This window comes from Streptomyces sp. NPDC047014 (genome assembly GCF_040644195.1).
Classification (GTDB): Bacteria; Actinomycetota; Actinomycetes; order Streptomycetales; family Streptomycetaceae; genus Streptomyces.
In genome coordinates this window covers 22,022-42,427 of sequence record NZ_JBEYVX010000010.1, presented here as the reverse complement: position 1 = coordinate 42,427, position 20,406 = coordinate 22,022, and the positions used below count along the sequence as shown (strand labels likewise).

The 20,406-nt window shown below is 72.3% G+C and carries 20 protein-coding genes; 15 read left to right on the top strand and 5 right to left on the bottom strand.

Features of this window, described 5'->3' with window-relative positions:
• Nucleotides 1–7 precede the first annotated feature (7 nt).
• The 11 genes from ABZ873_RS09225 (at nt 8) to ABZ873_RS09175 (ending at nt 12,164) form a co-directional block, all read left to right on the top strand.
• Complete coding sequence (locus ABZ873_RS09225; RefSeq protein WP_360867611.1) at nt 8–1,057, top strand: ABC transporter ATP-binding protein; 1,050 nt, start codon at nt 8–10, stop codon at nt 1,055–1,057.
• Complete coding sequence (locus ABZ873_RS09220) at nt 1,050–2,102, top strand: dipeptide ABC transporter ATP-binding protein (protein WP_360867608.1); 1,053 nt, start codon at nt 1,050–1,052, stop codon at nt 2,100–2,102. The genes ABZ873_RS09225 and ABZ873_RS09220 overlap by 8 nt, the downstream gene beginning before the upstream one ends.
• Before the next feature lie 222 nt (nt 2,103–2,324).
• Nucleotides 2,325–3,953 (top strand): ABC transporter substrate-binding protein, encoded by a 1,629-nt coding sequence (locus ABZ873_RS09215; RefSeq protein WP_360867605.1) that lies wholly within the window; start codon nt 2,325–2,327, stop codon nt 3,951–3,953.
• 70 nt (nt 3,954–4,023) lie between these two features.
• A complete protein-coding gene (locus tag ABZ873_RS09210) occupies nt 4,024–4,947 on the top strand; it encodes an ABC transporter permease (RefSeq protein ID WP_360867602.1) in 924 nt (307 codons plus the stop codon).
• Entirely contained in the window at nt 4,940–5,959 is a 1,020-nt protein-coding gene (locus ABZ873_RS09205; protein WP_360867600.1) for an ABC transporter permease, read from the top strand. Before ABZ873_RS09210 ends, ABZ873_RS09205 begins: the two co-directional genes overlap by 8 nt.
• Before the next feature lie 12 nt (nt 5,960–5,971).
• Nucleotides 5,972–6,955, top strand: a complete 984-nt coding sequence (locus ABZ873_RS09200; RefSeq protein WP_360867597.1) for an ABC transporter ATP-binding protein — start codon at nt 5,972–5,974, stop codon at nt 6,953–6,955.
• The gene (locus ABZ873_RS09195) at nt 6,948–8,000 is read left to right on the top strand and encodes a dipeptide ABC transporter ATP-binding protein (protein WP_360867594.1); all 1,053 of its coding nucleotides are present in this window, start codon (nt 6,948–6,950) and stop codon (nt 7,998–8,000) included. The genes ABZ873_RS09200 and ABZ873_RS09195 overlap by 8 nt, the downstream gene beginning before the upstream one ends.
• A gap of 363 nt (nt 8,001–8,363) precedes the next feature.
• Nucleotides 8,364–8,558 (top strand): hypothetical protein, encoded by a 195-nt coding sequence (locus ABZ873_RS09190; protein WP_030012369.1) that lies wholly within the window; start codon nt 8,364–8,366, stop codon nt 8,556–8,558.
• An 84-nt stretch (nt 8,559–8,642) separates the two neighbouring features.
• Nucleotides 8,643–9,539, top strand: a complete 897-nt coding sequence (mshB, locus tag ABZ873_RS09185; protein WP_360867591.1) for an N-acetyl-1-D-myo-inositol-2-amino-2-deoxy-alpha-D-glucopyranoside deacetylase — start codon at nt 8,643–8,645, stop codon at nt 9,537–9,539.
• The gene (locus ABZ873_RS09180; RefSeq protein WP_360867588.1) at nt 9,536–9,919 is read left to right on the top strand and encodes a DUF6113 family protein; all 384 of its coding nucleotides are present in this window, start codon (nt 9,536–9,538) and stop codon (nt 9,917–9,919) included. The genes mshB and ABZ873_RS09180 overlap by 4 nt, the downstream gene beginning before the upstream one ends.
• A 355-nt stretch (nt 9,920–10,274) precedes the next feature.
• Nucleotides 10,275–12,164, top strand: coding sequence for a hypothetical protein (locus ABZ873_RS09175; RefSeq protein ID WP_360867586.1), 1,890 nt, complete (start codon nt 10,275–10,277; stop codon nt 12,162–12,164).
• A gap of 49 nt (nt 12,165–12,213) precedes the next feature.
• On the opposite strand, the gene ABZ873_RS09170 is transcribed toward ABZ873_RS09175, so the two are convergent.
• Complete coding sequence (locus tag ABZ873_RS09170; protein ID WP_360867584.1) at nt 12,214–13,008, bottom strand: transglutaminase-like domain-containing protein; 795 nt, start codon at nt 13,006–13,008, stop codon at nt 12,214–12,216.
• On the bottom strand, nt 13,005–13,991 hold the full coding sequence (locus tag ABZ873_RS09165; RefSeq protein WP_360867581.1) for a GNAT family N-acetyltransferase: 987 nt from the start codon (nt 13,989–13,991) through the stop codon (nt 13,005–13,007). Before ABZ873_RS09165 ends, ABZ873_RS09170 begins: the two co-directional genes overlap by 4 nt.
• A gap of 117 nt (nt 13,992–14,108) precedes the next feature.
• On the opposite strand from ABZ873_RS09165, the gene fdxA reads away from it, so the two are divergent.
• The gene (fdxA, locus tag ABZ873_RS09160; RefSeq protein WP_030027294.1) at nt 14,109–14,438 is read left to right on the top strand and encodes a ferredoxin; all 330 of its coding nucleotides are present in this window, start codon (nt 14,109–14,111) and stop codon (nt 14,436–14,438) included.
• A gap of 108 nt (nt 14,439–14,546) precedes the next feature.
• Nucleotides 14,547–15,641: a succinyldiaminopimelate transaminase gene (gene dapC, locus ABZ873_RS09155; RefSeq protein WP_360867577.1), complete on the top strand. Its 1,095-nt coding sequence runs from the start codon at nt 14,547–14,549 to the stop codon at nt 15,639–15,641.
• Between the two features lie 91 nt (nt 15,642–15,732).
• Here dapC and ABZ873_RS09150 read toward each other — a convergent pair whose 3' ends face one another.
• A complete protein-coding gene (locus tag ABZ873_RS09150; RefSeq protein WP_360867575.1) occupies nt 15,733–16,125 on the bottom strand; it encodes an ATP-binding protein in 393 nt (130 codons plus the stop codon).
• A gap of 260 nt (nt 16,126–16,385) precedes the next feature.
• Complete coding sequence (locus tag ABZ873_RS09145; RefSeq protein ID WP_360867572.1) at nt 16,386–17,369, bottom strand: hypothetical protein; 984 nt, start codon at nt 17,367–17,369, stop codon at nt 16,386–16,388.
• An 87-nt stretch (nt 17,370–17,456) separates the two neighbouring features.
• Between ABZ873_RS09145 and dapE the strand changes: the two genes are divergently transcribed.
• Together dapE and ABZ873_RS09135 are read left to right on the top strand one after the other, a co-directional pair.
• A complete protein-coding gene (dapE, locus tag ABZ873_RS09140; RefSeq protein ID WP_360867569.1) occupies nt 17,457–18,536 on the top strand; it encodes a succinyl-diaminopimelate desuccinylase in 1,080 nt (359 codons plus the stop codon).
• Nucleotides 18,537–18,600: 64 nt separating this feature from the next.
• Nucleotides 18,601–19,368 carry a TIGR00730 family Rossman fold protein gene (locus ABZ873_RS09135; protein ID WP_360867567.1) on the top strand — a complete coding sequence of 256 codons (768 nt, stop codon included), beginning with the start codon at nt 18,601–18,603 and terminating at the stop codon, nt 19,366–19,368.
• A gap of 115 nt (nt 19,369–19,483) precedes the next feature.
• Here the strand turns inward: ABZ873_RS09135 and folP are convergent, their stop codons facing one another.
• Nucleotides 19,484–20,344, bottom strand: a complete 861-nt coding sequence (gene folP / locus ABZ873_RS09130) for a dihydropteroate synthase (protein ID WP_360867564.1) — start codon at nt 20,342–20,344, stop codon at nt 19,484–19,486.
• Nucleotides 20,345–20,406 lie beyond the last annotated feature (62 nt).

Below are 20,406 nucleotides of genomic sequence, written 5' to 3'. Positions count from 1 at the left end.
TGGCGGCGTGACCACGTCGGAGATTCTCAGCGTTGCGGAGACGGGCGGAGCTTCCGCCGCGCCGCTCCTGGAGGTGGACAACCTCCAGGTCGAGTTCAAGACCCGTGACGGGGTCGCCAAGGCCGTCAACGGCGTGAGCTACAGCGTCCGCGCCGGCGAGACCCTCGCCGTGCTCGGCGAGTCCGGCTCCGGCAAGTCCGTCACCGCCCAGGCGATCATGGGCATCCTCGACTCCCCGCCCGGACGGGTCGCCGGCGGCGAGGTGCGCTTCCACGGCCGCGACATCCTCAAGATGTCCGACGAGGAGCGCCGCAAGCTCCGCGGCGACAAGATGGCGATGATCTTCCAGGACGCGCTGTCCTCGCTGAACCCGGTCTACTCGGTGGGCGACCAGCTCGGCGAGATGTTCCGGGTCCACCGCGGCATGTCCAAGAAGGACTCGAAGGTCAAGGCCATCGAGCTCATGGACCGCGTGAAGATCCCCGCCGCCAAAGCGCGCGTGGGCGACTACCCGCACCAGTTCTCCGGCGGTATGCGCCAGCGCATCATGATCGCCATGGCGCTGGCCCTGGAGCCCGACCTGATCATCGCCGACGAGCCCACCACGGCCCTCGACGTGACGGTCCAGGCCCAGGTCATGGACCTGCTCGCGGAGCTCCAGCGCGAGATGAACATGGGCCTGATCCTGATCACCCACGACCTCGGCGTCGTCGCCGACGTCGCGGACAAGATCGCCGTCATGTACGCGGGCCGGATCGTCGAGACCGCTCCGGTCCACGAGATCTACAAGCGTCCCTCGCACCCGTACACCCGGGGCCTGCTGGACTCGATCCCGCGCCTGGACCAGAAGGGCCAGGAGCTCTACGCGATCAAGGGCCTGCCGCCCAACCTGCTCCGCATCCCGGCGGGCTGTGCCTTCAGCCCCCGGTGCCCCAAGGCGCAGGACATCTGCCGTACGGAGATCCCGGTCCTGCACCCGGTCACCGAGCTGGACGGCACCGAACTGCCCGGCCGCGGGAGCGCGTGCCACTTCTGGAAGGACCAGATCCATGGCTGAGCTCAGCAAGACGACCCCCGAGCGCGAGCCGATCCTCCAGGTCCGCAACCTGGTCAAGCACTTCCCGCTGACCCAGGGCATCCTGTTCAAGAAGCAGGTCGGCGCGGTCAAGGCCGTCGACGGCGTGTCCTTCGAGCTGTACCAGGGCGAGACCCTGGGCATCGTCGGCGAGTCCGGCTGCGGCAAGTCCACGGTGGCCAAGCTCCTGATGAACCTGGAGCGCGCCACCGCCGGCGAGGTCTTCTACAAGGGCCAGGACATCACCAAGCTGTCCGGCCGCGCCCTCAAGGCCGTGCGCCGCAACATCCAGATGGTGTTCCAGGACCCGTACACCTCGCTGAACCCGCGGATGACGGTCGGCGACATCATCGGGGAGACCTTCGAGATCCACCCCGAGGTGGCCCCGAAGGGCGACCGGCGCCGCAAGGTCCAGGAGCTCCTGGACGTCGTGGGCCTGAACCCGGAGTACATCAACCGCTACCCGCACCAGTTCTCCGGCGGCCAGCGCCAGCGCATCGGCATCGCCCGCGGCCTCGCGCTCAACCCGGAGATCATCATCTGCGACGAGCCGGTCTCCGCGCTCGACGTGTCGGTGCAGGCGCAGGTCATCAACCTGATGGAGAAGCTGCAGGACGAGTTCAACCTGTCCTACATCTTCATCGCGCACGACCTCTCGATCGTCCGGCACATCTCGGACCGCGTCGGCGTCATGTACCTCGGCAAGATGGCCGAGATCGGCACCGACGCCGAGATCTACGACCACCCGACGCACCCCTACACCCAGGCGCTGCTGTCGGCGGTCCCGGTCCCGGACCCCGCGGTCCGCGAGTCCCGCGAGCGCATCATCCTCACCGGTGACGTCCCGTCCCCGGCCAACCCGCCGTCGGGCTGCCGCTTCCGCACCCGCTGCTGGAAGGTCCAGGACAAGTGCTCCGTCGAGGAGCCGCTGCTGGCGATCCCGGAGCGCTTCAAGGGCATCAACACCCCGGCGGCGCACGAGTCCGCGTGCCACTTCGCCGAGGAGAAGGCCATCCTGGCGGTCTGATCCCCGTACCACCGGAAACGGCCGGTCCCGGCGCCCCACGGCGCCCGGGACCGGCCGTTCCGTCATGTCCGGGCCTGTCCGTCCCCCGGAGCCGGCGGTGCACTCGCAGGAGTGACAGCGGCGGGACGCGCGGGTGCAATCGGTCCAACGAGGAGTGCGGGAACCCCGGCATGGGGTGACATTGGCCCCTAAGTGAATCTTGGGACCCATAGGAGGCACTCCATGCGCGGAGCCACCCACGCCCAGTGGGCCGCATGTGCGGTGGCCGTCGCCCTCGCGGCGACGGCCTGCGGCGGCGGGAGCGACAGCGGCGGAGGCGGCGACGCGGGGATCGTGAGCTCGTCCTGGGGTGATCCGCAGAATCCCCTGGAGCCCGCGAACACCAACGAGGTGCAGGGCGGCAAGGTCCTCGACATGCTCTTCCGGGGCCTCAAGCGCTACGACCCCAAGACCGGCGAGGCCAAGGACATGCTCGCCCAGTCGATCCAGACGAGCGACAGCCGGAATTTCACCGTCACCCTCAAGGACGGCTGGAAGTTCAGCAACGACGAGCCGGTCACCGCGCAGTCCTTCGTGGACGCCTGGAACTACGGCGCCGACGTGCGCAACAAGCAGAACAACTCGCCCTTCTTCTCGAACATCGTCGGCTACGACGACGTGCACCCGGCCTCCGGGGAGCCCAAGGCGAAGACGATGTCCGGGCTGGTGGTCAAGGACCCCAAGACCTTCACCGTCGCCCTCAAGGACACCTTCTCCACCTGGCCCGACACCCTGGGCTACCAGGCGTTCTCCCCGCTGCCCAAAGCCTTCTTCACCGACCACGCCGGCTGGCTGGACAAGCCCGTCGGCAACGGCCCGTACCTGGTGGACTCCTACACCAAGGGCACCGGCATGAAGCTGCGCACGTGGGACGGCTACCCCGGCCAGGACAAGGCGCAGAACGGCGGCGTGGACCTCAAGGTCTACACCGACAACAACACCGCCTACACCGACCTGATCTCCGGCAACCTCGACCTCGTCGACGACGTCCCCGCCCAGCAGCTCAAGAACGTCAAGGACGACCTCGGCGACCGGTACATCAACCAGCCCGCCCTGATCATCCAGACCCTCACCTTCCCGCTGTACGACGCCCAGTGGAACAAGCCCGGCATGGAGAAGGTCCGCCAGGGCATCTCCCGGGCCATCAACCGGGACGAGATCACCAAGCAGATCTTCCAGGAGACCCGCACCCCCGCCAAGGACTGGACCTCGCCCGCGCTCGGCGAGAAGGGCGGCTTCTCCTCCACCGCCTGCGGCGACGCCTGCGTCTACGACCCGGCCGAGGCCAAGAAGCTGATCCAGGAGGGCGGCGGGCTGCCCGGCGGCAAGGTGACGCTGACCTCCAACGTGGACACCGGCTCGCACCGCGACTGGATGGACGCCGTCTGCAACAGCGTCAACAACGCGCTGGGCGAGGGCCCCGTCTGCACGGTCAACCCGGTCGGCACCTTCGCTGACTTCCGCAACCAGCAGAGCGCCTTCAAGCTGACCGGCCCCTTCCGCTCCGGCTGGCAGGCCGACTACCCGCTGATCCAGAACTTCCTCCAGCCGCTCTACTACACGGGCGCCTCCTCCAACTACGGGAAGTTCAGCAACAAGGAGTTCGACTCCCTCGTCGACGCGGCGAACCGGGAGAGCGACGCCGCCAAGGCCGTCGCCACCTTCCAGGAGTCGGAGAAGGTCCTCGCCGAGCAGATGCCGTCCATCCCGCTCTGGTACCAGAACGGCAGCGCGGGCTACTCCGAGCGGCTGACGGACGTGACCCTCAACCAGTTCAGCGTCCCCGTCTACGACCAGATCAAGGTCGGCTGACCCCTTCCCGGATCCGGGCCCTCCGCCGCGCGGGGGGCCCGCCGCGCCCGCCAACAGCATGGAGCACTCCATGGGACGTTATGTGATCCGGCGGCTGCTCCAGATGATCCCGGTGTTCATCGGCAGCACGTTCCTGATCTTCTTCATGGTGTACGCGCTCGGTGACCCGGTCGCGGCCCTCTTCGGGGACAAGGCCCCCGACCCCGCCACCGCCGCCCGCATCCGCAAGGACCTCTACCTCGACCAGCCCCTGTGGAAGCAGTACCTGCACTACATGGGGCAGATCTTCCAGGGCGACTTCGGCACCGCCTTCAACGGCCAGTCCGTCACGGAGCTGATGGCCAGCGCCTTCCCGGTGACCCTGCGGCTGACCCTCGTCGCGATCTTCTTCGAGATCGTCATCGGCATCACCCTCGGCGTGCTCAGCGGGCTGCGCCGGGGCAGGACCGTCGACACCTCGGTGCTCGTGCTCACCCTGGTGGTCATCTCCGTGCCCACCTTCGTCACCGGCTACCTGCTCCAGTACCTCCTGGGCGTGAAATGGGGCTGGGTACGCCCCACGGTCTCCCCGGACGCCCCGCTGAACGAGCTGATCCTGCCCGGCATCGTGCTCGCCCTGGTCTCCCTGGCCTACGTCACCCGGCTCTCGCGCACCTCCATCGCGGAGAACGTCAAGGCCGACTACGTCCGCACCGCGGTCGCCAAGGGCCTGCCCCGCCACCGGGTCATCACCCGGCACCTGCTGCGCAACTCGCTGATCCCGGTGATCACCTTCATCGGCACCGACATCGGCGCCCTGATGGGCGGCGCCATCGTCACCGAGCGGATCTTCAATATCCACGGCGTCGGCTACCAGCTCTACCAGGGCATCCTGCGCAACAACTCGCCCACGGTCGTCGGCTTCGTGACCATCCTCGTCATCGTCTTCCTGCTGGCGAACCTGCTCGTCGACCTGCTCTACGCGGTCCTGGACCCGAGGATCCGTTATGCCTGATCCCGAGCGCCCCGAACCGGCCGGCTACGACCCCGTCGGCCCCCGCCCCAAGGAAGCCGTCTCGCCCACCGGTCTGGGGGGACCCATGGATCTCGCACTGGACGAGGCCGAGAGCGTGGAGGGCGTCGACAAGACCCCGGGCCCGCCCGGCCCCGGCCCCTCCGAACCGGCCCGCTCCCTGTGGTCCGACGCCTGGCACCAACTGCGCCGCAATCCCGTCTTCCTGCTCTCCTCGCTGCTGATCCTCTTCCTCGTGGTGATCTCCATCTGGCCCCAGCTGATCGCCAGCGGCGACCCGCTCCAGTGCGACCTGTCCAAATCGCAGGAGGGATCCGCCCCGGGCCACCCCTTCGGCTACGACCGGCAGGGCTGCGACGTCTACACCCGCACGGTCTACGGGGCCCGCGCCTCCATCACCGTAGGCGTCTGCGCCACCCTCGGCGCCGCTCTGCTCGGCTCCGCCCTCGGCGGGCTCGCCGGGTTCTTCGGCGGCTGGAGCGATTCCCTGCTCTCCCGGGTCGCGGACATCTTCTTCGGCATCCCCGTGGTCCTCGGCGGGCTGGTCTTCCTCTCCGTCGTCACCAGCAGCACCGTCTGGCCCGTGGTCGGCTTCATCGTGCTCCTCGGCTGGCCGCAGATCGCCCGTATCGCCCGCGGCTCGGTCATCACCGCCAAGCAGAACGACTACGTCCAGGCCGCCCGCGCCCTCGGCGCCGGGAACGGCCGGATGCTGCTGCGGCACGTGGCCCCCAACGCCGTCGCCCCGGTCATCGTCGTCGCCACCATCGCGCTCGGCACCTACATCGCCCTGGAGGCCACGCTGTCCTTCCTCGGCGTCGGCCTGCGCCCGCCCACGGTCTCCTGGGGCATCGACATCTCCAACGCCGCCCCGCAGATCCGCAACGCCCCGCACATGCTGCTCTGGCCGGCCGGAGCCCTGAGCCTGACCGTGCTCGCCTTCATCATGCTCGGCGACGCGGTGCGCGACGCCCTCGACCCCAAGCTGCGCTGAGGAGCCCCGTAGATGCTGCTCGAAGTCCGCGACCTGCACGTCGAGTTCACCACGCGCGACGGGGTCGCGAAGGCGGTCAACGGGGTCACCTACGCGGTGGACGAGGGCGAGACCCTGGCCGTGCTCGGCGAGTCCGGCTCCGGCAAGTCCGTCACCGCCCAGGCCGTGATGGGGATCCTGGACATGCCGCCGGGCCGGATCGCGGGCGGCGAGATCCTCTTCAAGGGCCGCGACCTGCTGCGCATAAAGGAGGAGGAGCGGCGCAGGATCCGCGGCGCCGAGATGGCGATGATCTTCCAGGACGCGCTGTCCTCCCTCAACCCGGTGCTGACCGTCGGCAAGCAGCTCGGGGAGATGTACGAGGTCCACCGCGGGATGTCCCGCAAGGACTCCCGGGCCCGGGCCGTCGAGCTCATGGACCGGGTGAAGATCCCCGCGGCGAAGCAGCGGGTGGGGGACTACCCGCACCAGTTCTCCGGCGGCATGCGCCAGCGCATCATGATCGCCATGGCGCTGGCCCTGGAGCCCTCGCTGATCATCGCGGACGAGCCCACGACCGCCCTGGACGTCACCGTGCAGGCCCAGGTGATGGACCTGCTGGCCGAGCTCCAGCGGGAGCTGAACATGGGCCTGATCCTGATCACCCACGACCTCGGCGTCGTCGCGGACGTGGCCGACAAGATCGCGGTCATGTACGCGGGCCGGATCGTCGAGACCGCCCCGGTCCACGAGATCTACAAGGCCCCGGCCCATCCGTACACCCGCGGCCTGCTCGACTCCATCCCGCGCCTGGACCAGAAGGGCCAGGAGCTTTACGCGATCAAGGGCCTGCCGCCCAACCTGCTGCGCATCCCGCCCGGCTGCGCCTTCAACCCGCGCTGCCCGATGGCCCGCGAGGTCTGCCGCACCGATGTGCCGCCGCTGTACGAGGTGACGGACTCGCCCGTCCGGCGGGCCAGTGCCTGCCACTTCTGGAAGGAGTGCCTGCATGGCTGAGTCCCTTCTCGAAGTGAAGGACCTGGTCAAGCACTACCCGCTGACCCAGGGGGTGCTGTTCCGCAAGCAGGTCGGCGCGGTCAAGGCGGTCGACGGGGTCTCCTTCGGCCTGCGCGCGGGCGAGACCCTGGGCATCGTGGGGGAGTCCGGCTGCGGCAAGTCCACGGTGGCCAAGATGCTCGTCCACCTGGAGCGGCCCACGGCGGGCTCCATCCTCTACAAGGGCGAGGACATCAGCCGGCTGTCGGGGCGGGCCCTCAAGGCCGTGCGCCGCAACATCCAGATGGTCTTCCAGGACCCCTACACCTCCCTCAACCCGCGCATGACGGTCGGCGACATCATCGGGGAGCCGTACGAGATCCACCCCGAGGTGGCCCCGAAGGGCGACCGGCGGCGCCGGGTCCAGGAGCTCCTGGACGTGGTCGGGCTCAACCCGGAGTACGTCAACCGCTACCCGCACCAGTTCTCCGGCGGCCAGCGCCAGCGCATCGGCATCGCGCGCGGGCTGGCCCTGCGCCCCGAGATCATCGTCGCCGACGAGCCGGTCTCGGCCCTGGACGTCTCCGTCCAGGCCCAGGTCGTCAACCTGCTGGAACGGCTCCAGAGCGAATTCGACCTGTCCTACGTGTTCATCGCGCACGACCTCTCGATCGTGCGGCACATCTCCGACCGGGTCGGGGTCATGTACCTCGGCCGGGTGGTCGAGATCGGCACCGACACCGAGATCTACGAGCACCCCACCCACCCGTACACCCAGGCACTGCTCTCGGCCGTGCCCGTACCCGACCCGGAGGCCCGCGCCCGCCGCGAGCGGATCATCCTCACCGGTGACGTGCCCTCCCCGGCGAACCCGCCCTCGGGCTGCCGCTTCCGTACCCGCTGCTGGAAGGCGCGGCCCCGGTGCACGACGGAGGTCCCGCTGCTCGCGGTCCCGTCCGCCTTCACCGGGGGACCGGCGGCGCACCCGTCGGCGTGTCATTTCGCGGCCGAGAAGCAGGTGGTGCCGCCGGCTCCGCCGCAGGAGCCGGGGCCGGCCGGGGAATGACCGGAAGGGACCCCTCGGGGCGATCATTTCCGGCCACCCGCCGGGTCCCACATAGCGAGACAGTCGCATCGGCCCAACTCGGTTTACCTGCGGGCAACTTGACCGTTTCTGCCCCGAGATCCGGGGCGGGCAGCCTGGATGCCGTGCGGCCGTGCGGGTGCCGACAGCCGGCCGGGGGGCGCAGACGCCCCCCGGCCGGCCTTCTCATGACCCCGGCCGTGCGCGGCATGCGCCCCTCGTGCTGCCGGATTTCGATCGATGCGCTGGCACGGATAGTTATGATCCGTAGCGCACGGTGGGTATGACTCCCGCCGAGCACGAATACGCGTACCGGATGTCCGCTCGACGTGGAGGTGAAACGCCGTGGCACTCTCGATCTCAGCCGTGGTGCTGCTGGCGATCATCGTTTTCCTGCTGGTCCGCAGGGCGGGCCTCAAGGCAGGGCACGCGGTGGTCTGTGTGCTGCTCGGCTTCTACCTGGCGAGTTCCACCATCGCCCCGACCCTCAGCCAGCTCACCTCGAATGTGGCGAGCATGATCAGCGGCCTCAAGTTCTAGGCCCTGGGGCGTCGTGGTCCGTCCGGCCCGCCGGGCCGGGCGGGCAGGCCGGGCCCGCGCCGGGGCACCCCCTACGCTAGGCCCATGAACGGTCTTCCCGCCCGTCGTCTGCTCCTCGTGCACGCGCACCCCGACGACGAGTCCATCAACAACGGCGTCACCATGGCCAAGTACGCGGCCGAGGGCGCGCACGTCGCGTTGGTGACCTGCACCCTGGGCGAGGAGGGCGAGGTCATCCCGCCCGCGCTCGCCCATCTGGCGGCCGACCGCGAGGACACCCTCGGCTCCCACCGGATCGGCGAGCTCGCCGCCGCCATGGCCGAACTGGGCGTCCACGACCACCGGTTCCTCGGCGGCCCCGGCCGCTTCCGGGACTCCGGGATGATGGGCACCCCGCAGAACCACCGCCCCGGTGCCTTCTGGGCCGCCGACGTGGACGAGGCCGCGGCGTACCTCGTCGAGGTGATCCGCGCGCTGCGCCCGCAGGTGCTCGTCACCTACGACCCGGACGGCGGCTACGGCCACCCGGACCACATCCAGGCCCACCGCGTCGCCATGCGCGCCGCCGAACTGGCCGCGGAGACCGCCTACCGGCGCGACCTCGGCGAGCCGCACACCATCGGGAAGATCTACTGGAACCGGGTGCCGCTCTCGGTGGTCGAGGAGGGCTTCGCCCGGCTGGCCGCCGCCGGCACCGCGCTCGCCTTCCCCGGCGTCGCCTCGCCCCAGGACGTACCGGGCGTGGTCGAGGACGCGCGGATCACCGCCGAGATCGACGCCGACGAGGCCCTGGTGGCGGCCAAGGCGGCCGCCATGCGCGCCCACGCCACCCAGATCGCGGTGGACGGCCCCTTCTTCGCCCTCTCCAACGACCTCGCGCAGCCGCTGTTCGCCCGCGAATACTACGAGCTGGCCGAGGGCCGTCCCGGCGCCCCGGCGGGCCGCCGCGAGCGCGACCTCTTCGCGGGGGTCGAGGCATGACCGCCAAGCTGACGGCGGGCCGGATCGCCGGCTGCCTCGCCCTGCTCGTGCTCGGCGCCCTGACCGGCGCCGCCGGCTGGCTCGTGGTGGACCTGTGGTTCCCCGCCGGTCTGCTGCTCGCGCTGCTGGCCCTCTTCGGGCTCTTCCTCGGTGGCCGGATCGCGCTCGGGACCGGCGTCGGTATCGGCGGTGCGGCGGCCGGCTGGTTCCTCTCCTACGTCCTGCTCGGCGTCCCGCGCCCGGAGGGGGACTTCATCCTCAGTTCGTCCGGAATCGGGATGTACGCCTACCTTTTGGGTGGAACGGTGCTGGCTGTGATGTGTGCCACGATGCGCCTCCCCGAGGATCGGCCGGTTTCGGCCTCGGGGCCTGCCAAGTGACGTGGTGTCGGACCCTGTAGGCGATCCGGCCGCCGGGCCCGCGGGGCCGCCACCGGGGCAGTTCAGGGGGGTTTGGCGGGCGCTATGAGGAACCCCTGATTCCCGCCGGACAGTTGCGTGCGGGCGGCGGCCAGTATGGTGGACGGGCCGCCGAGCTGCCCGCGCACGGAATGACGGGCGGCGGAGCCAACCGGGAGAACCTGCCTTGAGTCGTGAAACCGACAGTTCGTCCTCCGGGCCCCAGGGGTCCGGAGGAGCCGCCTATCCCTCGGGTACGCCGCCGTACGGAACCGGCCAGTACCCGTCCACGACGGTGCCCGGGCCTGGCGCGGCGACTGCCCCGGAGGAGAACCCTGTGACTTCCAAGCCGTCCACGCCCGAATCCGACGGGCCCAAGACCGAGACCACCCTGACGACCCGGATCCGGATCAACATCCCGGGCTCGCGGCCGATCCCGCCGGTGGTCGTGCGCAAGGCGATGGGCACCAACTCCGCCTCGTCCGACGCCGCGGCGCAGCCTCCGGCGCCCGCGCAGGACGCCGCCCCGGCCACCGGGTCCCGGCCCGCGCTCCCGCCGCGCCCCCAGCCGACCCGGATCGAGGCCGCGCCGGAGCCGGAGGGCGGCGAGCCCGAGGCGCCCGCCGCGAACAACTGGTTCGCCCCGCGCAAGCAGCCCGCCCCGCCGCCCGCGCCGTCCGCCGCGTCCGCGCAGATGCCCGCGGCCGCCGCTGCCGCCGCGCCGCCGCCGCTCGCGCGCCGGGTGCCCGGTGTCACCCCGACGCCCGGCCCGGCCCCGCAGGCCGCGCCCGGCGCCGGCTTCCCGCCGCCCGCGCAGCCCCAGGCCGCGCAGCCCCCGGCCCCGCACCCCCAGGCCCCGCAGCCGCCCCAGGCCGTGCCGCCGCAGGAGCCGCAGGCGCCCGACGCCGCCTTCGCGGCGACCCGTACCCCGCCGCCGCCGGTCGCGGACTTCGACGCGGGCTTCGCCCGGCCCCCCGCCGGCCCCGGCCCCGACACCACCCAGGGCTTCCCCGCGTACGGCGAGGACCGGGCCGACGCCGGCCCGGCCACCGAGGCGTTCCCCGCCTTCGGCGCCCAGGACCCGCGCCCCGCCGGCCCCACGGGCGGCCCGGGCTTCGGCTCCGGCGCCGTCGGGGCCCCCGCCGGCCCGGCCGCCGGGAGCTGGCCCGGACCGGATCTGGACGGCCCGCTGGCGGCGCCCGTACCGGCTCCCGCGCCGGCCGCGCCGCGGCCCGCGCCCGCGCCCGTACCGAAGAAGGCCGCCGAGCAGCCCGCCAAGCCCGCCAAGAAGGGCCGCTCCAAGCTGGTCCTGGCCGGCGGCGGCATCGTCGCCCTGCTCGGCGTGGCCTACGGCGCCGGGCTGCTGCTGAACCACTCCGACGTGCCCAAGGGCACCACGGTGCTCGGCGTCGACATCGGCGGCAGCCGCGACGAGGCCGTCTCCAAGCTCCAGATCGCCTTCGGCACCCGCGCCGCCACCCCGATCCAGGTCAGCGTCGGCGGCAAGCAGGTGGAGCTCAAGCCCGACAAGGCCGGGCTGAGCCTGGACGGCCCGACCACGGTCCGCAACGCCGCCGGCAGCGACTACAACCCGGTCACGGTCATCGGCTCCCTCCTCGGCCAGGAGCGGGTCGCCGACCCGGTCATCCCCGTGGACGAGGAGAAGCTGCGGGACGCGCTCGGGGAGCTCGCGGGCACCTCCGGCTCCGTCACCGAGGGCACGATCACCTTCGACACCGGCAAGGCCGTCGCCGTCCCCGGCAAGGCGGGCACCACCATGGACGTGGACGCCTCCGTCGACCTGGTCACCAAGGCGTTCCGCGAGCAGGTCGCGAGCGGCACGGCGGCCGTGGCCGAGCTGCCGACGACGGCCAAGGAGCCGGCCGTGGGCCAGGCCGAACTGGACCGCGCCATGAAGGAGTTCGCCGAGCCGGCGATGTCCGCCAACGTCACCGTGAAGGCCGGCGGCAAGTCCATCGCCTTCGGCAAGCTCTCCCTGCCCAAGTTCCTCAGCATGCAGGCGGTCGACGGCAAGCTGACAGAGAAGTACGACCTGGAGGCCCTCAAGGCCACCTACGGCGGCACCTTCGACGGGGTCCTCATCACCCGTGGTACGGGCGCCAAGACGGCCGTCACCCCGCAGGACGTCGTCGGCGCCCTCGGCAAGGCCCTGCGCGGCAAGACCCCCGCCGAGCGGACCGCGGTCATCGAGACCAACCCCAGCTGAGCCCGGCCCGGCAGGCCCGCCCCCGCAGCCACCGCGGGGGCGGGGGCGGTCAGTTCATCAGCGCCCGCGCCGCGGCCGCCTCGGCGCGCACCCGGGCCGCCGCGTCGGAGTCCACCGCCGACACCACCACCGCGTAGGCGTCCAGCTCCGCCGCGCCCTCCGGGAAGGCACCCCGCTCCACCAGCAGCCGCGCCCGCTCGTAGCGCAGCGAGGCCGGGTGCGAGGGCAGCAGCAGCGACAGCTCCAGCGCCCACAGGGCCACCGCCGACTGCTCCGGGCGGGTGGCGGCCCAGGCCCGGATGTTCGTCAGGATCCGCAGCACGATGTCCAGGGTCCTCGCCGGGGTGCGCGGCCCCGACGCCAGCTCCGCCGGGCCGGTGCCCAGGGAGGCGCCGCCCGCGAAGGGGTCCACCACCAGGCCCTCCTCCGGGTCGCCGAAGCCCACCACGAAATGCCCCGGAAGCCCCAGCCCGTACACCGGCGCACCGGCCCGCCGGGCCACCTCCAGCCACACCACCGACAGCAGGATCGGCAGCCCGCGCCGCCGCCTCAGTACCTCGTGCAGCAGCGAGGACGACAGCCGGTCGTAGTCCGCCGGGGTGCCGTGGAAGCCCAGCCGGCCGCCGAGCAGTTCCGTCACGGCCGAGGCCCAGGCCGCCCCGCCGCGCAGCCCGTAGGGCAGCATCCCGGCGATCCGGTCCAGCTCGATCTGCGCCCAGTCCATGGCCCGTTCGTCCAGCTCCGGGTCCGCCTCCGCGGCCAGCAGCAGGCACAGCAGCACCAGGTCGGGCCGCTCGGCGCGGGCCTCCTCCGCGAAGCGCTCGCGCCGCTCCCGCGGGTTCACCGGGGCGCCCGGTAGTGGTGGTAGGCGTGGTGCGCCGCGAAGCCCAGCCGGTCGTACAGGGCCAGCGCGCCCGGGTTGTCCGTCTCCACCTGGAGCCAGGCCGCCGAGGCCCCCTCCTCCAGCGCCCGCCGGGCCAGCGCGGCCATCACCGCCGTCGCCAGGCCCTCCCGCCGGTGCGCGGGATCCACCGCGACCGCCGCGAACCCGGCCCAGCGGCCGTCCACCACGCACCGCCCGACGGCCCGCCCGCCCTCCAGCGAGGCGAACCACACGGAGGGGCCCGCCACGAGGACCCGGCGCGCCACCTCCGGGTCGTCCACCCGCCCGTAGCGCCCGAGCCAGTCCTCGTCCGGGACACGGGTCAGAGCCACGGACCCGCTCGCGGGCGCGTCCACATCGCCCACCGGGGCCAGCGCCCCGGTCCGCACCTCGGCCGACGCCTCGGACACCCAGCCGCGCCGCTCCAGCTCGGCGCACAGCATCTCCTGCGTACCGGCCGCGCCCGTGGCGGCCTGCACGTACGCCGGCAGTGAGCGCTCGGCGTACCAGGAGGTCACGCGGGCGAGTGCCGCGTCGAGCGGTATCCCGGGCCCGCCCTCCGGCAGCACCGAATTGGCCCGCCGGGTGAATCCGCGGGCCGCCCGCAGGGTCCAGCCGCCCAGCCGCTCGCTCTCCAGAGGCTGCCAGGACCGCGCCGTGATCCGCGACAGCTCCTCGAAGGAGGCCGCGGGACCCCGCCGCCGGGCCGGCGCCGGGGGCACCACCTTGCCCGCGACCAGGGAGGATTCCAGGAGGCGGACGGACCGCCCGTCCTTCTTTGTGATCAGCAGCACACCCTCGGTCCAGGATGTGAGAACCCCGACCGTGTCCGTGAACTCGGGTGATCCGCTCAGTCCGGTCTCCACCCGTCGTACAGAGACACGTTTACCCACGTCAGCCGGGGTGATTCGGACCTCCAGCAGCCCTCCGGCAGTGATTTCCACAGCTCTGTCCGCCCCTCCTGTTCGGATCGTGCCCGGGAACGGAGATACTAGGTGCGGGCATCGACGACGCCGCGCTCCCGCGCGATATGGAAAGCCCTACCGAGGAGGAACGAGAGCGTGACCTACGTCATCGCGGAGCCTTGTGTCGACGTCAAGGACAAGGCATGCATCGAAGAGTGCCCCGTCGACTGCATCTACGAGGGCCAGCGGTCCTTGTACATCCACCCGGACGAGTGCGTCGACTGTGGTGCGTGTGAGCCGGTCTGCCCGGTCGAGGCCATCTTCTACGAGGACGACACCCCGGAGGAGTGGAAGGACTACTACAAGGCGAACGTCGAGTTCTTCGACGAGCTCGGTTCGCCCGGCGGTGCCTCCAAGCTCGGCCTGATCGAGCGCGACCACCCCTTCGTCGCCGGGCTGCCCGCCGGCATCAACGGCGAGCACTGACGCATCCCGGCGGAAAGCGCCCCTCGGTCCCGTACGGCCTCGCCGCCGCACGGGACCGACGTGTTTTCCCCGACCGCCCCTCCAGCACGCAGAGAGAGCAGAGACACCGTGGCCGCAGTTTCCGACCGTCTTCCCGCCTTCCCCTGGGACAAGCTGGAGCCGTACAAGAAGACGGCCGCGGCCCACGCCGACGGCATCGTCGACCTGTCGGTCGGCACCCCCGTGGACCCGGTGCCGGAACTGATCCGGCAGGCCCTGATCGGGGCGGCCGACTCCCCGGGCTACCCGACGGTGTGGGGGACGCCCGCGCTGCGCGACGCGATCACGGGCTGGCTGCGCGGCCGCCTCGGCGCGAGCGCCGCCGAGCACCGCAACGTGCTGCCCGTCGTCGGCTCCAAGGAGCTGGTGGCCTGGCTGCCGACCCAGCTGGGCCTGGGCCCCGGGGACAAGGTCGCCTACCCCCGCCTCGCCTACCCGACGTACGAGGTCGGCGCCCGGCTCTGCGGGGCGCAGGCCGTGGTCTACGACGACCCGACCGAGCTGGACCCGGCCGGGCTGCGGCTGCTGTGGCTCAACTCCCCGTCCAACCCCACCGGGAAGGTCCTCCCCAAGGAGGAGCTGATCCGGATCGTGGCCTGGGCGCGCGAGCACGGGATCCTGCTGTTCAGCGACGAGTGCTACCTGGAGCTGGGCTGGGAGGCCGAGCCCGTCTCCGTCCTGCACGACGAGGTCTGCGGCGGCTCGTACGAGGGGATCGTCGCCGTGCACTCCCTCTCCAAGCGCTCCAACCTGGCGGGCTACCGCGCCGCGTTCGTCGCGGGCGACGCCGGTGTCCTCGGTGAGCTGCTGGAGATCCGCAAGCACGGCGGCATGATGACCCCCGCCCCGGTGCAGGCGGCCACGGTGGCGGCGCTCGGCGACGACCTGCACGTCGAGGAGCAGCGCGCGCGCTACGCGGCCCGCCGTACGGCGCTGCGCACCGCCCTGGAGGCGCACGGCTTCCGGGTCGAGCACAGCGAGGCCAGCCTCTACCTGTGGGTGACCCGGGACGAGCCCTGCTGGGACACCGTCGCCCACCTCGCGGAGCTGGGCGTCCTGGTCGCGCCGGGGGACTTCTACGGGGAGGCGGGCGCGCGGCACGTGCGCGTCGCCTTCACCGCCACGGACGAGCGGGTGGCGGCTGCGGTCAAGCGCCTCGGCTGAGGCGGCGGCCGGGCGGCCGGTCCGGCCCCGGAAACGGCCCGAGGGGGCCGGGAGTTCGTACTCCCGGCCCCCTCGGTGTGTCCGCGCGGTCTCAGCCGCCGAGCGGCAGGCCCCCGGGCAGGCCGCCGGGCAGACCGCCCGGCAGACCCCCGGCCAGCCCGCCCGGCAGGACGCCCTCGGTGGGCAGCGAGGAGGTCGGCAGCTGCTGCGTGGTGGGCAGCCCGCCGAGCAGCCCGCCGGCCGCGCCGGCCACGTCCGAGGCGGGCGCGGGCAGGGTCTTGGCGGCCTCGCCCGCCGTGGTCACGGCGCCCGCGGTGGCGTCCGAGGCGGCCGCGGGGGCGTCCGTGGCGGTGAGTGCGCCCAGCTGCGGCACGGACTCCAGACCGGCGGCGTTGGCAGCGCCGGCGGCACCGACCACGGGGGCTGCCCCGGCTGCGACGAGCAGCGCGGCACGGGCGATCCGACGGGTCAGGGGGAGGGACATGATGCTCCTAAGCGGTAGCGGCTGAGTACGGCCTGACTAACCGCTCGCGGGGCGGGCGGAGTTGCGGCGCCGCCGGGTAAAGGCTCGGTAACGCATCGTTTAATCGGCCCGGGGGCCGACCACCCGGAACGCGCGCCGACCAGCACTTCCGCCCTTTTCCCGGACCGGCCCCCGCCGGGCCGATCACCCCCGCAGGAGTGATCCCTCGTACGCGCTCCCGAGCCCCCGGGGCCGCCGCCGCCGGGCGGGCCCGCTCCGGCTCAGCGGGTGCCGCGGGAGAGGAAGATGCGGACCTCGCCCGGAGCCGCGTCGTACGGACCGTTCGCGCCGTTCTTCGCGGGGGCGGCGGCCTGCTCCTGCCACCGACCGCGGTCCTGGCCCGCGACCCAGCCGCGCCGGTCGTAGGAGACCCGGGAGATCCCCAGCTCGCGGGAGTTGGCCACCGCCCAGTGGGCCATCGCCCGGCTGTGGCGCGCCGCCGTGCCGCCGCCGTCGCTCTTCTCCACCAGGGTCACCTCGGGCTCCGCCGCGCCCCCGGCGCCGCTCCCCGCCCGGCCCGCCTGCTCGCCCGGCGGGCGCACGCTGTGCAGGGAGCCCTTGCCGAAGATCCGGTCCAGCCCGTCCCGCACCCGCTGCGGATCGCCCGGCTCGGTGGGCGCGGGCCCGCCGCAGTCCACGGAGCCCGCGCCGGCGAAGGCGGCCGTCAGTACGGTGGCGTCCGGCTCGTGCTTGGCGTACGCCTGCGGGTAGCCGCTGCGCTGCACCTTCTGCGCGGCCACCGTCAGCGGCAGCCGCGAGTAGCCCGGCACGTCCACGAGGTGGTCGTAGAAGATCGCCGCCGAGTAGACCGGGTCCGTGATCTGCGCCGGGGTGCCCCAGCCCATCGACGGCCGCTGCTGGAACAGGCCCAGCGAATCGCGGTCCCCGTGGTCGAGGTTGCGCAGCGCCGACTCCTGCATGGCGGTCGCCAGCGCGATGGTCACCGCCCGGTCGGGCAGGCCCTTGGCCACGCCGACGGCGGCTATCGTCGCCGCGTTCGCCGCCTGCTCGGGGGACATCTCGTACGTCTCGGGGGAACCGCCCGGAGCGGACGCCTGCGCACTGGCCACGCAGTACGGTGCGCCGCCGCCGTTCGAGGCCCGCTGCACGGCGAAGTAGCCGATGACCGCGAGGAGGACGAGCAGACCGACGGCCGCGCGCAGCGGCCTGCGGCGGCGAGGACGGGGATCACGGGTCTCGGACACGCGGCCCACCGTACTTGAGCCATATGGCGCGTCCGGCGGCCGGACGAGGGACGCTTCGCCACACCCCGGGGCGTTAGGGTCAGTTCCATGTCCGAATCCGAGCTGGACCTCACCCTGGACGCCGCCGAGCTGACCGCCCGGCTCGTCGACATCCCCTCCGTGAGCGGCGACGAGAAGGTACTCGCCGACCTCGTGGAAGAGGCGCTGCGCCGCCTGCCCCACCTCACCGTGGACCGCTTCGGCAACAACGTCGTCGCGCGCACGCACCTCGGCCGCGCCGAGCGCGTCGTCCTCGCCGGCCACCTCGACACGGTGCCGATCGCCGACAACGTCCCCTCCCGCCTGGACGAGAACGGTGTCCTGTGGGGCTGCGGCACCACCGACATGAAGTCCGGCGTCGCCGTGCAGCTGCGCATCGCCGCGACCGTGCCGGAGCCCAACCGCGACCTCACCTTCGTCTTCTACGACCAGGAGGAGGTCGCCGCCGACCTCAACGGCCTCGGCAAGGTCGCCGAGGCCCACCCCGACTGGCTCACCGGCGACTTCGCCGTCCTGCTGGAGCCCTCCGATGCGGAGGTCGAGGGCGGCTGCCAGGGCACCCTGCGCGTCCTGCTGCGCACCGCCGGCGAGCGCGCGCACTCCGCCCGCAGCTGGATGGGGTCCAACGCCATCCACAGCGCGGGCCCGATCCTCGCGAAGCTCGCCGCCTACGAGCCGCGCAAGCCGGTCATCGACGGCCTGGAGTACCACGAGGGCCTGAACGCGGTCCGCATCGAGGGCGGCGTCGCCAACAACGTCATCCCCGACGCCTGCACGGTGACGGTCAACTTCCGCTACGCCCCCGACCGCAGCGAGGCCGAGGCCCTGGCCCACGTCCGCGAGGTCTTCGCCGACTGCGACATCGCCGAGTTCGTCGTCGACGACTCCTCCGGCGGCGCGCTGCCCGGCCTCGGCCACCCGGCGGCCGCGGCCTTCATGGAGGCCGTGGGCGGACGCGCCATGCCGAAGTTCGGCTGGACGGACGTCTCCCGGTTCAGCGCCCTCGGCGTACCGGCGGTCAACTACGGCCCCGGTGACGCCCTGCTGGCGCACAAGGTGGACGAGCGGGTGGAGACGAAGGCGATCCTGCACTGCGAGGAACGACTCCGTGCCTGGCTGACCTCCTGAATTCCGCTTCCCGTCACCTTTGTGCGCCTACCCTGATCCAACGATCAGCAGGAGGGAGCACAACATGGGCAACCCCAGCAACTCCGACGGGTCTGCTCGCCACCGGCCCGAGGAGCAGCAGCTCGGGCCCGTGCTGAGGAGGCGCGGCCAGGTGCAGGCGGGCAGCACGACCGACCAGCGGCTGCTGGACTCGGCGGGGCCCTCCGAGTGGGTGCACACCGATCCCTGGCGGGTCCTGCGCATCCAGTCGGAGTTCATCGAGGGCTTCGGCACGCTCGCCGAGCTGCCGCCCGCGATCAGCGTCTTCGGCTCGGCCCGCACCCCCCAGGGGTCGGCGGAGTACGAGGCGGGCGTGCGGATCGGCGGCGCGCTCGTCGACGCCGGCTTCGCCGTGATCACCGGCGGCGGCCCGGGGGCGATGGAGGCGGCCAACAAGGGCGCCCGCGAGGCCAACGGCATCTCCGTCGGCCTCGGCATCGAGCTCCCCTTCGAGCAGGGGCTCAACCAGCACGTCGACCTCGGGCTGAACTTCCGCTACTTCTTCGTCCGCAAGACGATGTTCGTGAAGTACAGCCAGGGCTTCGTGGTCCTGCCGGGCGGCCTCGGCACCCTGGACGAGCTGTTCGAGGCGCTCACCCTGGTCCAGACGCAGAAGATCACCCGCTTCCCGATCGTGCTCTTCGGCACGGAGTACTGGAGCGGGCTGGTCGACTGGCTGCGCGGCACGGTGATCGCCCAGGGCAAGGCGTCCGAGAAGGACCTCTACCTCTTCCACGTCACCGACGACGTGGACGAGGCGATCGCGCTGGTGACGAAGGAAGTCGGGAAGTAGGCCGTACGCGGCTGCGCCGGCCGGCACCCGGCGGGCGACCGCCGGGGCCGACCACCGCGCGCCGCAGTGGCGGCCACCGTCCGCCGGGTGCCGGCCACCGCCCGCGCGCCGGGTCTCAGGCCAGGCCGCGGCGGGCCACCGCCGGGGGCCGCAGGCCCTGGATGGAGCGGACCATCTCCAGGACCTGCCGGGTCTCCGCGACCTCGTGGACCCGGTAGACCTGCGCCCCCAGCCAGGCGGAGACCGCCGTGGTGGCCAGGGTGCCCAGCAGCCGCTCCTTGACCGGCTTGTCCAGGGTCTCCCCGACGAAGTCCTTGTTCGACAGGGAGACCAGCACCGGCCAGCCCGTCTCCGTCATCTCCGCCAGCCGGCGCGTGGCCTCCAGCGAGTGCCGGGTGTTCTTCCCGAAGTCGTGCCCCGGGTCGATCATGATCGCGTCCCGGCGGACCCCGAGGGCGGCGGCCCGTTCGGCCAGGCCGACCGTGACCCGCAGGATGTCCGCCATCACGTCCTCGTACGCGGTGCGGTGCGGCCGGGTGCGCGGCTCGACCCCGCCCGCGTGGGTGCAGACCAGGCCCGCGCCGTGCCGTGCGGCCACCTCGGCCAGCTTCGGGTCCACCCCGCCCCAGGCGTCGTTCAGCAGGTCCGCCCCGGCCTCGCACACGGCCTCGCCGACCTCGTGCCGCCAGGTGTCCACGCTGATCACCACGTCCGGGTGGCGGCGCCGGACCTCGGCGACGAAGCCGACCGTGCGCCGTGCCTCCTCGGCCGCGTCCACATGCTCGCCCGGCCCCGCCTTGACCCCGCCGATGTCGATGATCGCGGCGCCCTCGGCCACCGCCTGCTCCACCCGGTCCAGCGCCGGCTCGTCGCGGAAGGTCGCGCCCTGGTCGTAGAAGGAGTCCGGCGTCCGGTTCACGATCGCCATGATCACCGGCTCGTGGGTACCGAACTCGCGCCTGCCCAGTCGCAGCATCCTGCTCTTTCCTCCTTCGGCGGCCCTCGCGCCTCGCCTGCGACCTTAACCTGGTGGCCGGA

Coding starts and splice junctions, on each gene's coding strand:
- ABZ873_RS09220 (WP_360867608.1), top strand. CDS start 1,050: ATGGCTGAGCTCAGCAAGACGACCCCCGAGCGCGAGCCGATCCTCCAG.
- ABZ873_RS09215 (WP_360867605.1), top strand. CDS start 2,325: ATGCGCGGAGCCACCCACGCCCAGTGGGCCGCATGTGCGGTGGCCGTC.
- ABZ873_RS09210 (WP_360867602.1), top strand. CDS start 4,024: ATGGGACGTTATGTGATCCGGCGGCTGCTCCAGATGATCCCGGTGTTC.
- ABZ873_RS09205 (WP_360867600.1), top strand. CDS start 4,940: ATGCCTGATCCCGAGCGCCCCGAACCGGCCGGCTACGACCCCGTCGGC.
- ABZ873_RS09200 (WP_360867597.1), top strand. CDS start 5,972: ATGCTGCTCGAAGTCCGCGACCTGCACGTCGAGTTCACCACGCGCGAC.
- ABZ873_RS09195 (WP_360867594.1), top strand. CDS start 6,948: ATGGCTGAGTCCCTTCTCGAAGTGAAGGACCTGGTCAAGCACTACCCG.
- mshB (WP_360867591.1), top strand. CDS start 8,643: ATGAACGGTCTTCCCGCCCGTCGTCTGCTCCTCGTGCACGCGCACCCC.
- ABZ873_RS09180 (WP_360867588.1), top strand. CDS start 9,536: ATGACCGCCAAGCTGACGGCGGGCCGGATCGCCGGCTGCCTCGCCCTG.
- ABZ873_RS09150 (WP_360867575.1), bottom strand. CDS start 16,125: ATGTCCCTCCCCCTGACCCGTCGGATCGCCCGTGCCGCGCTGCTCGTC.
- dapE (WP_360867569.1), top strand. CDS start 17,457: ATGTCCGAATCCGAGCTGGACCTCACCCTGGACGCCGCCGAGCTGACC.
- ABZ873_RS09135 (WP_360867567.1), top strand. CDS start 18,601: ATGGGCAACCCCAGCAACTCCGACGGGTCTGCTCGCCACCGGCCCGAG.
- folP (WP_360867564.1), bottom strand. CDS start 20,344: ATGCTGCGACTGGGCAGGCGCGAGTTCGGTACCCACGAGCCGGTGATC.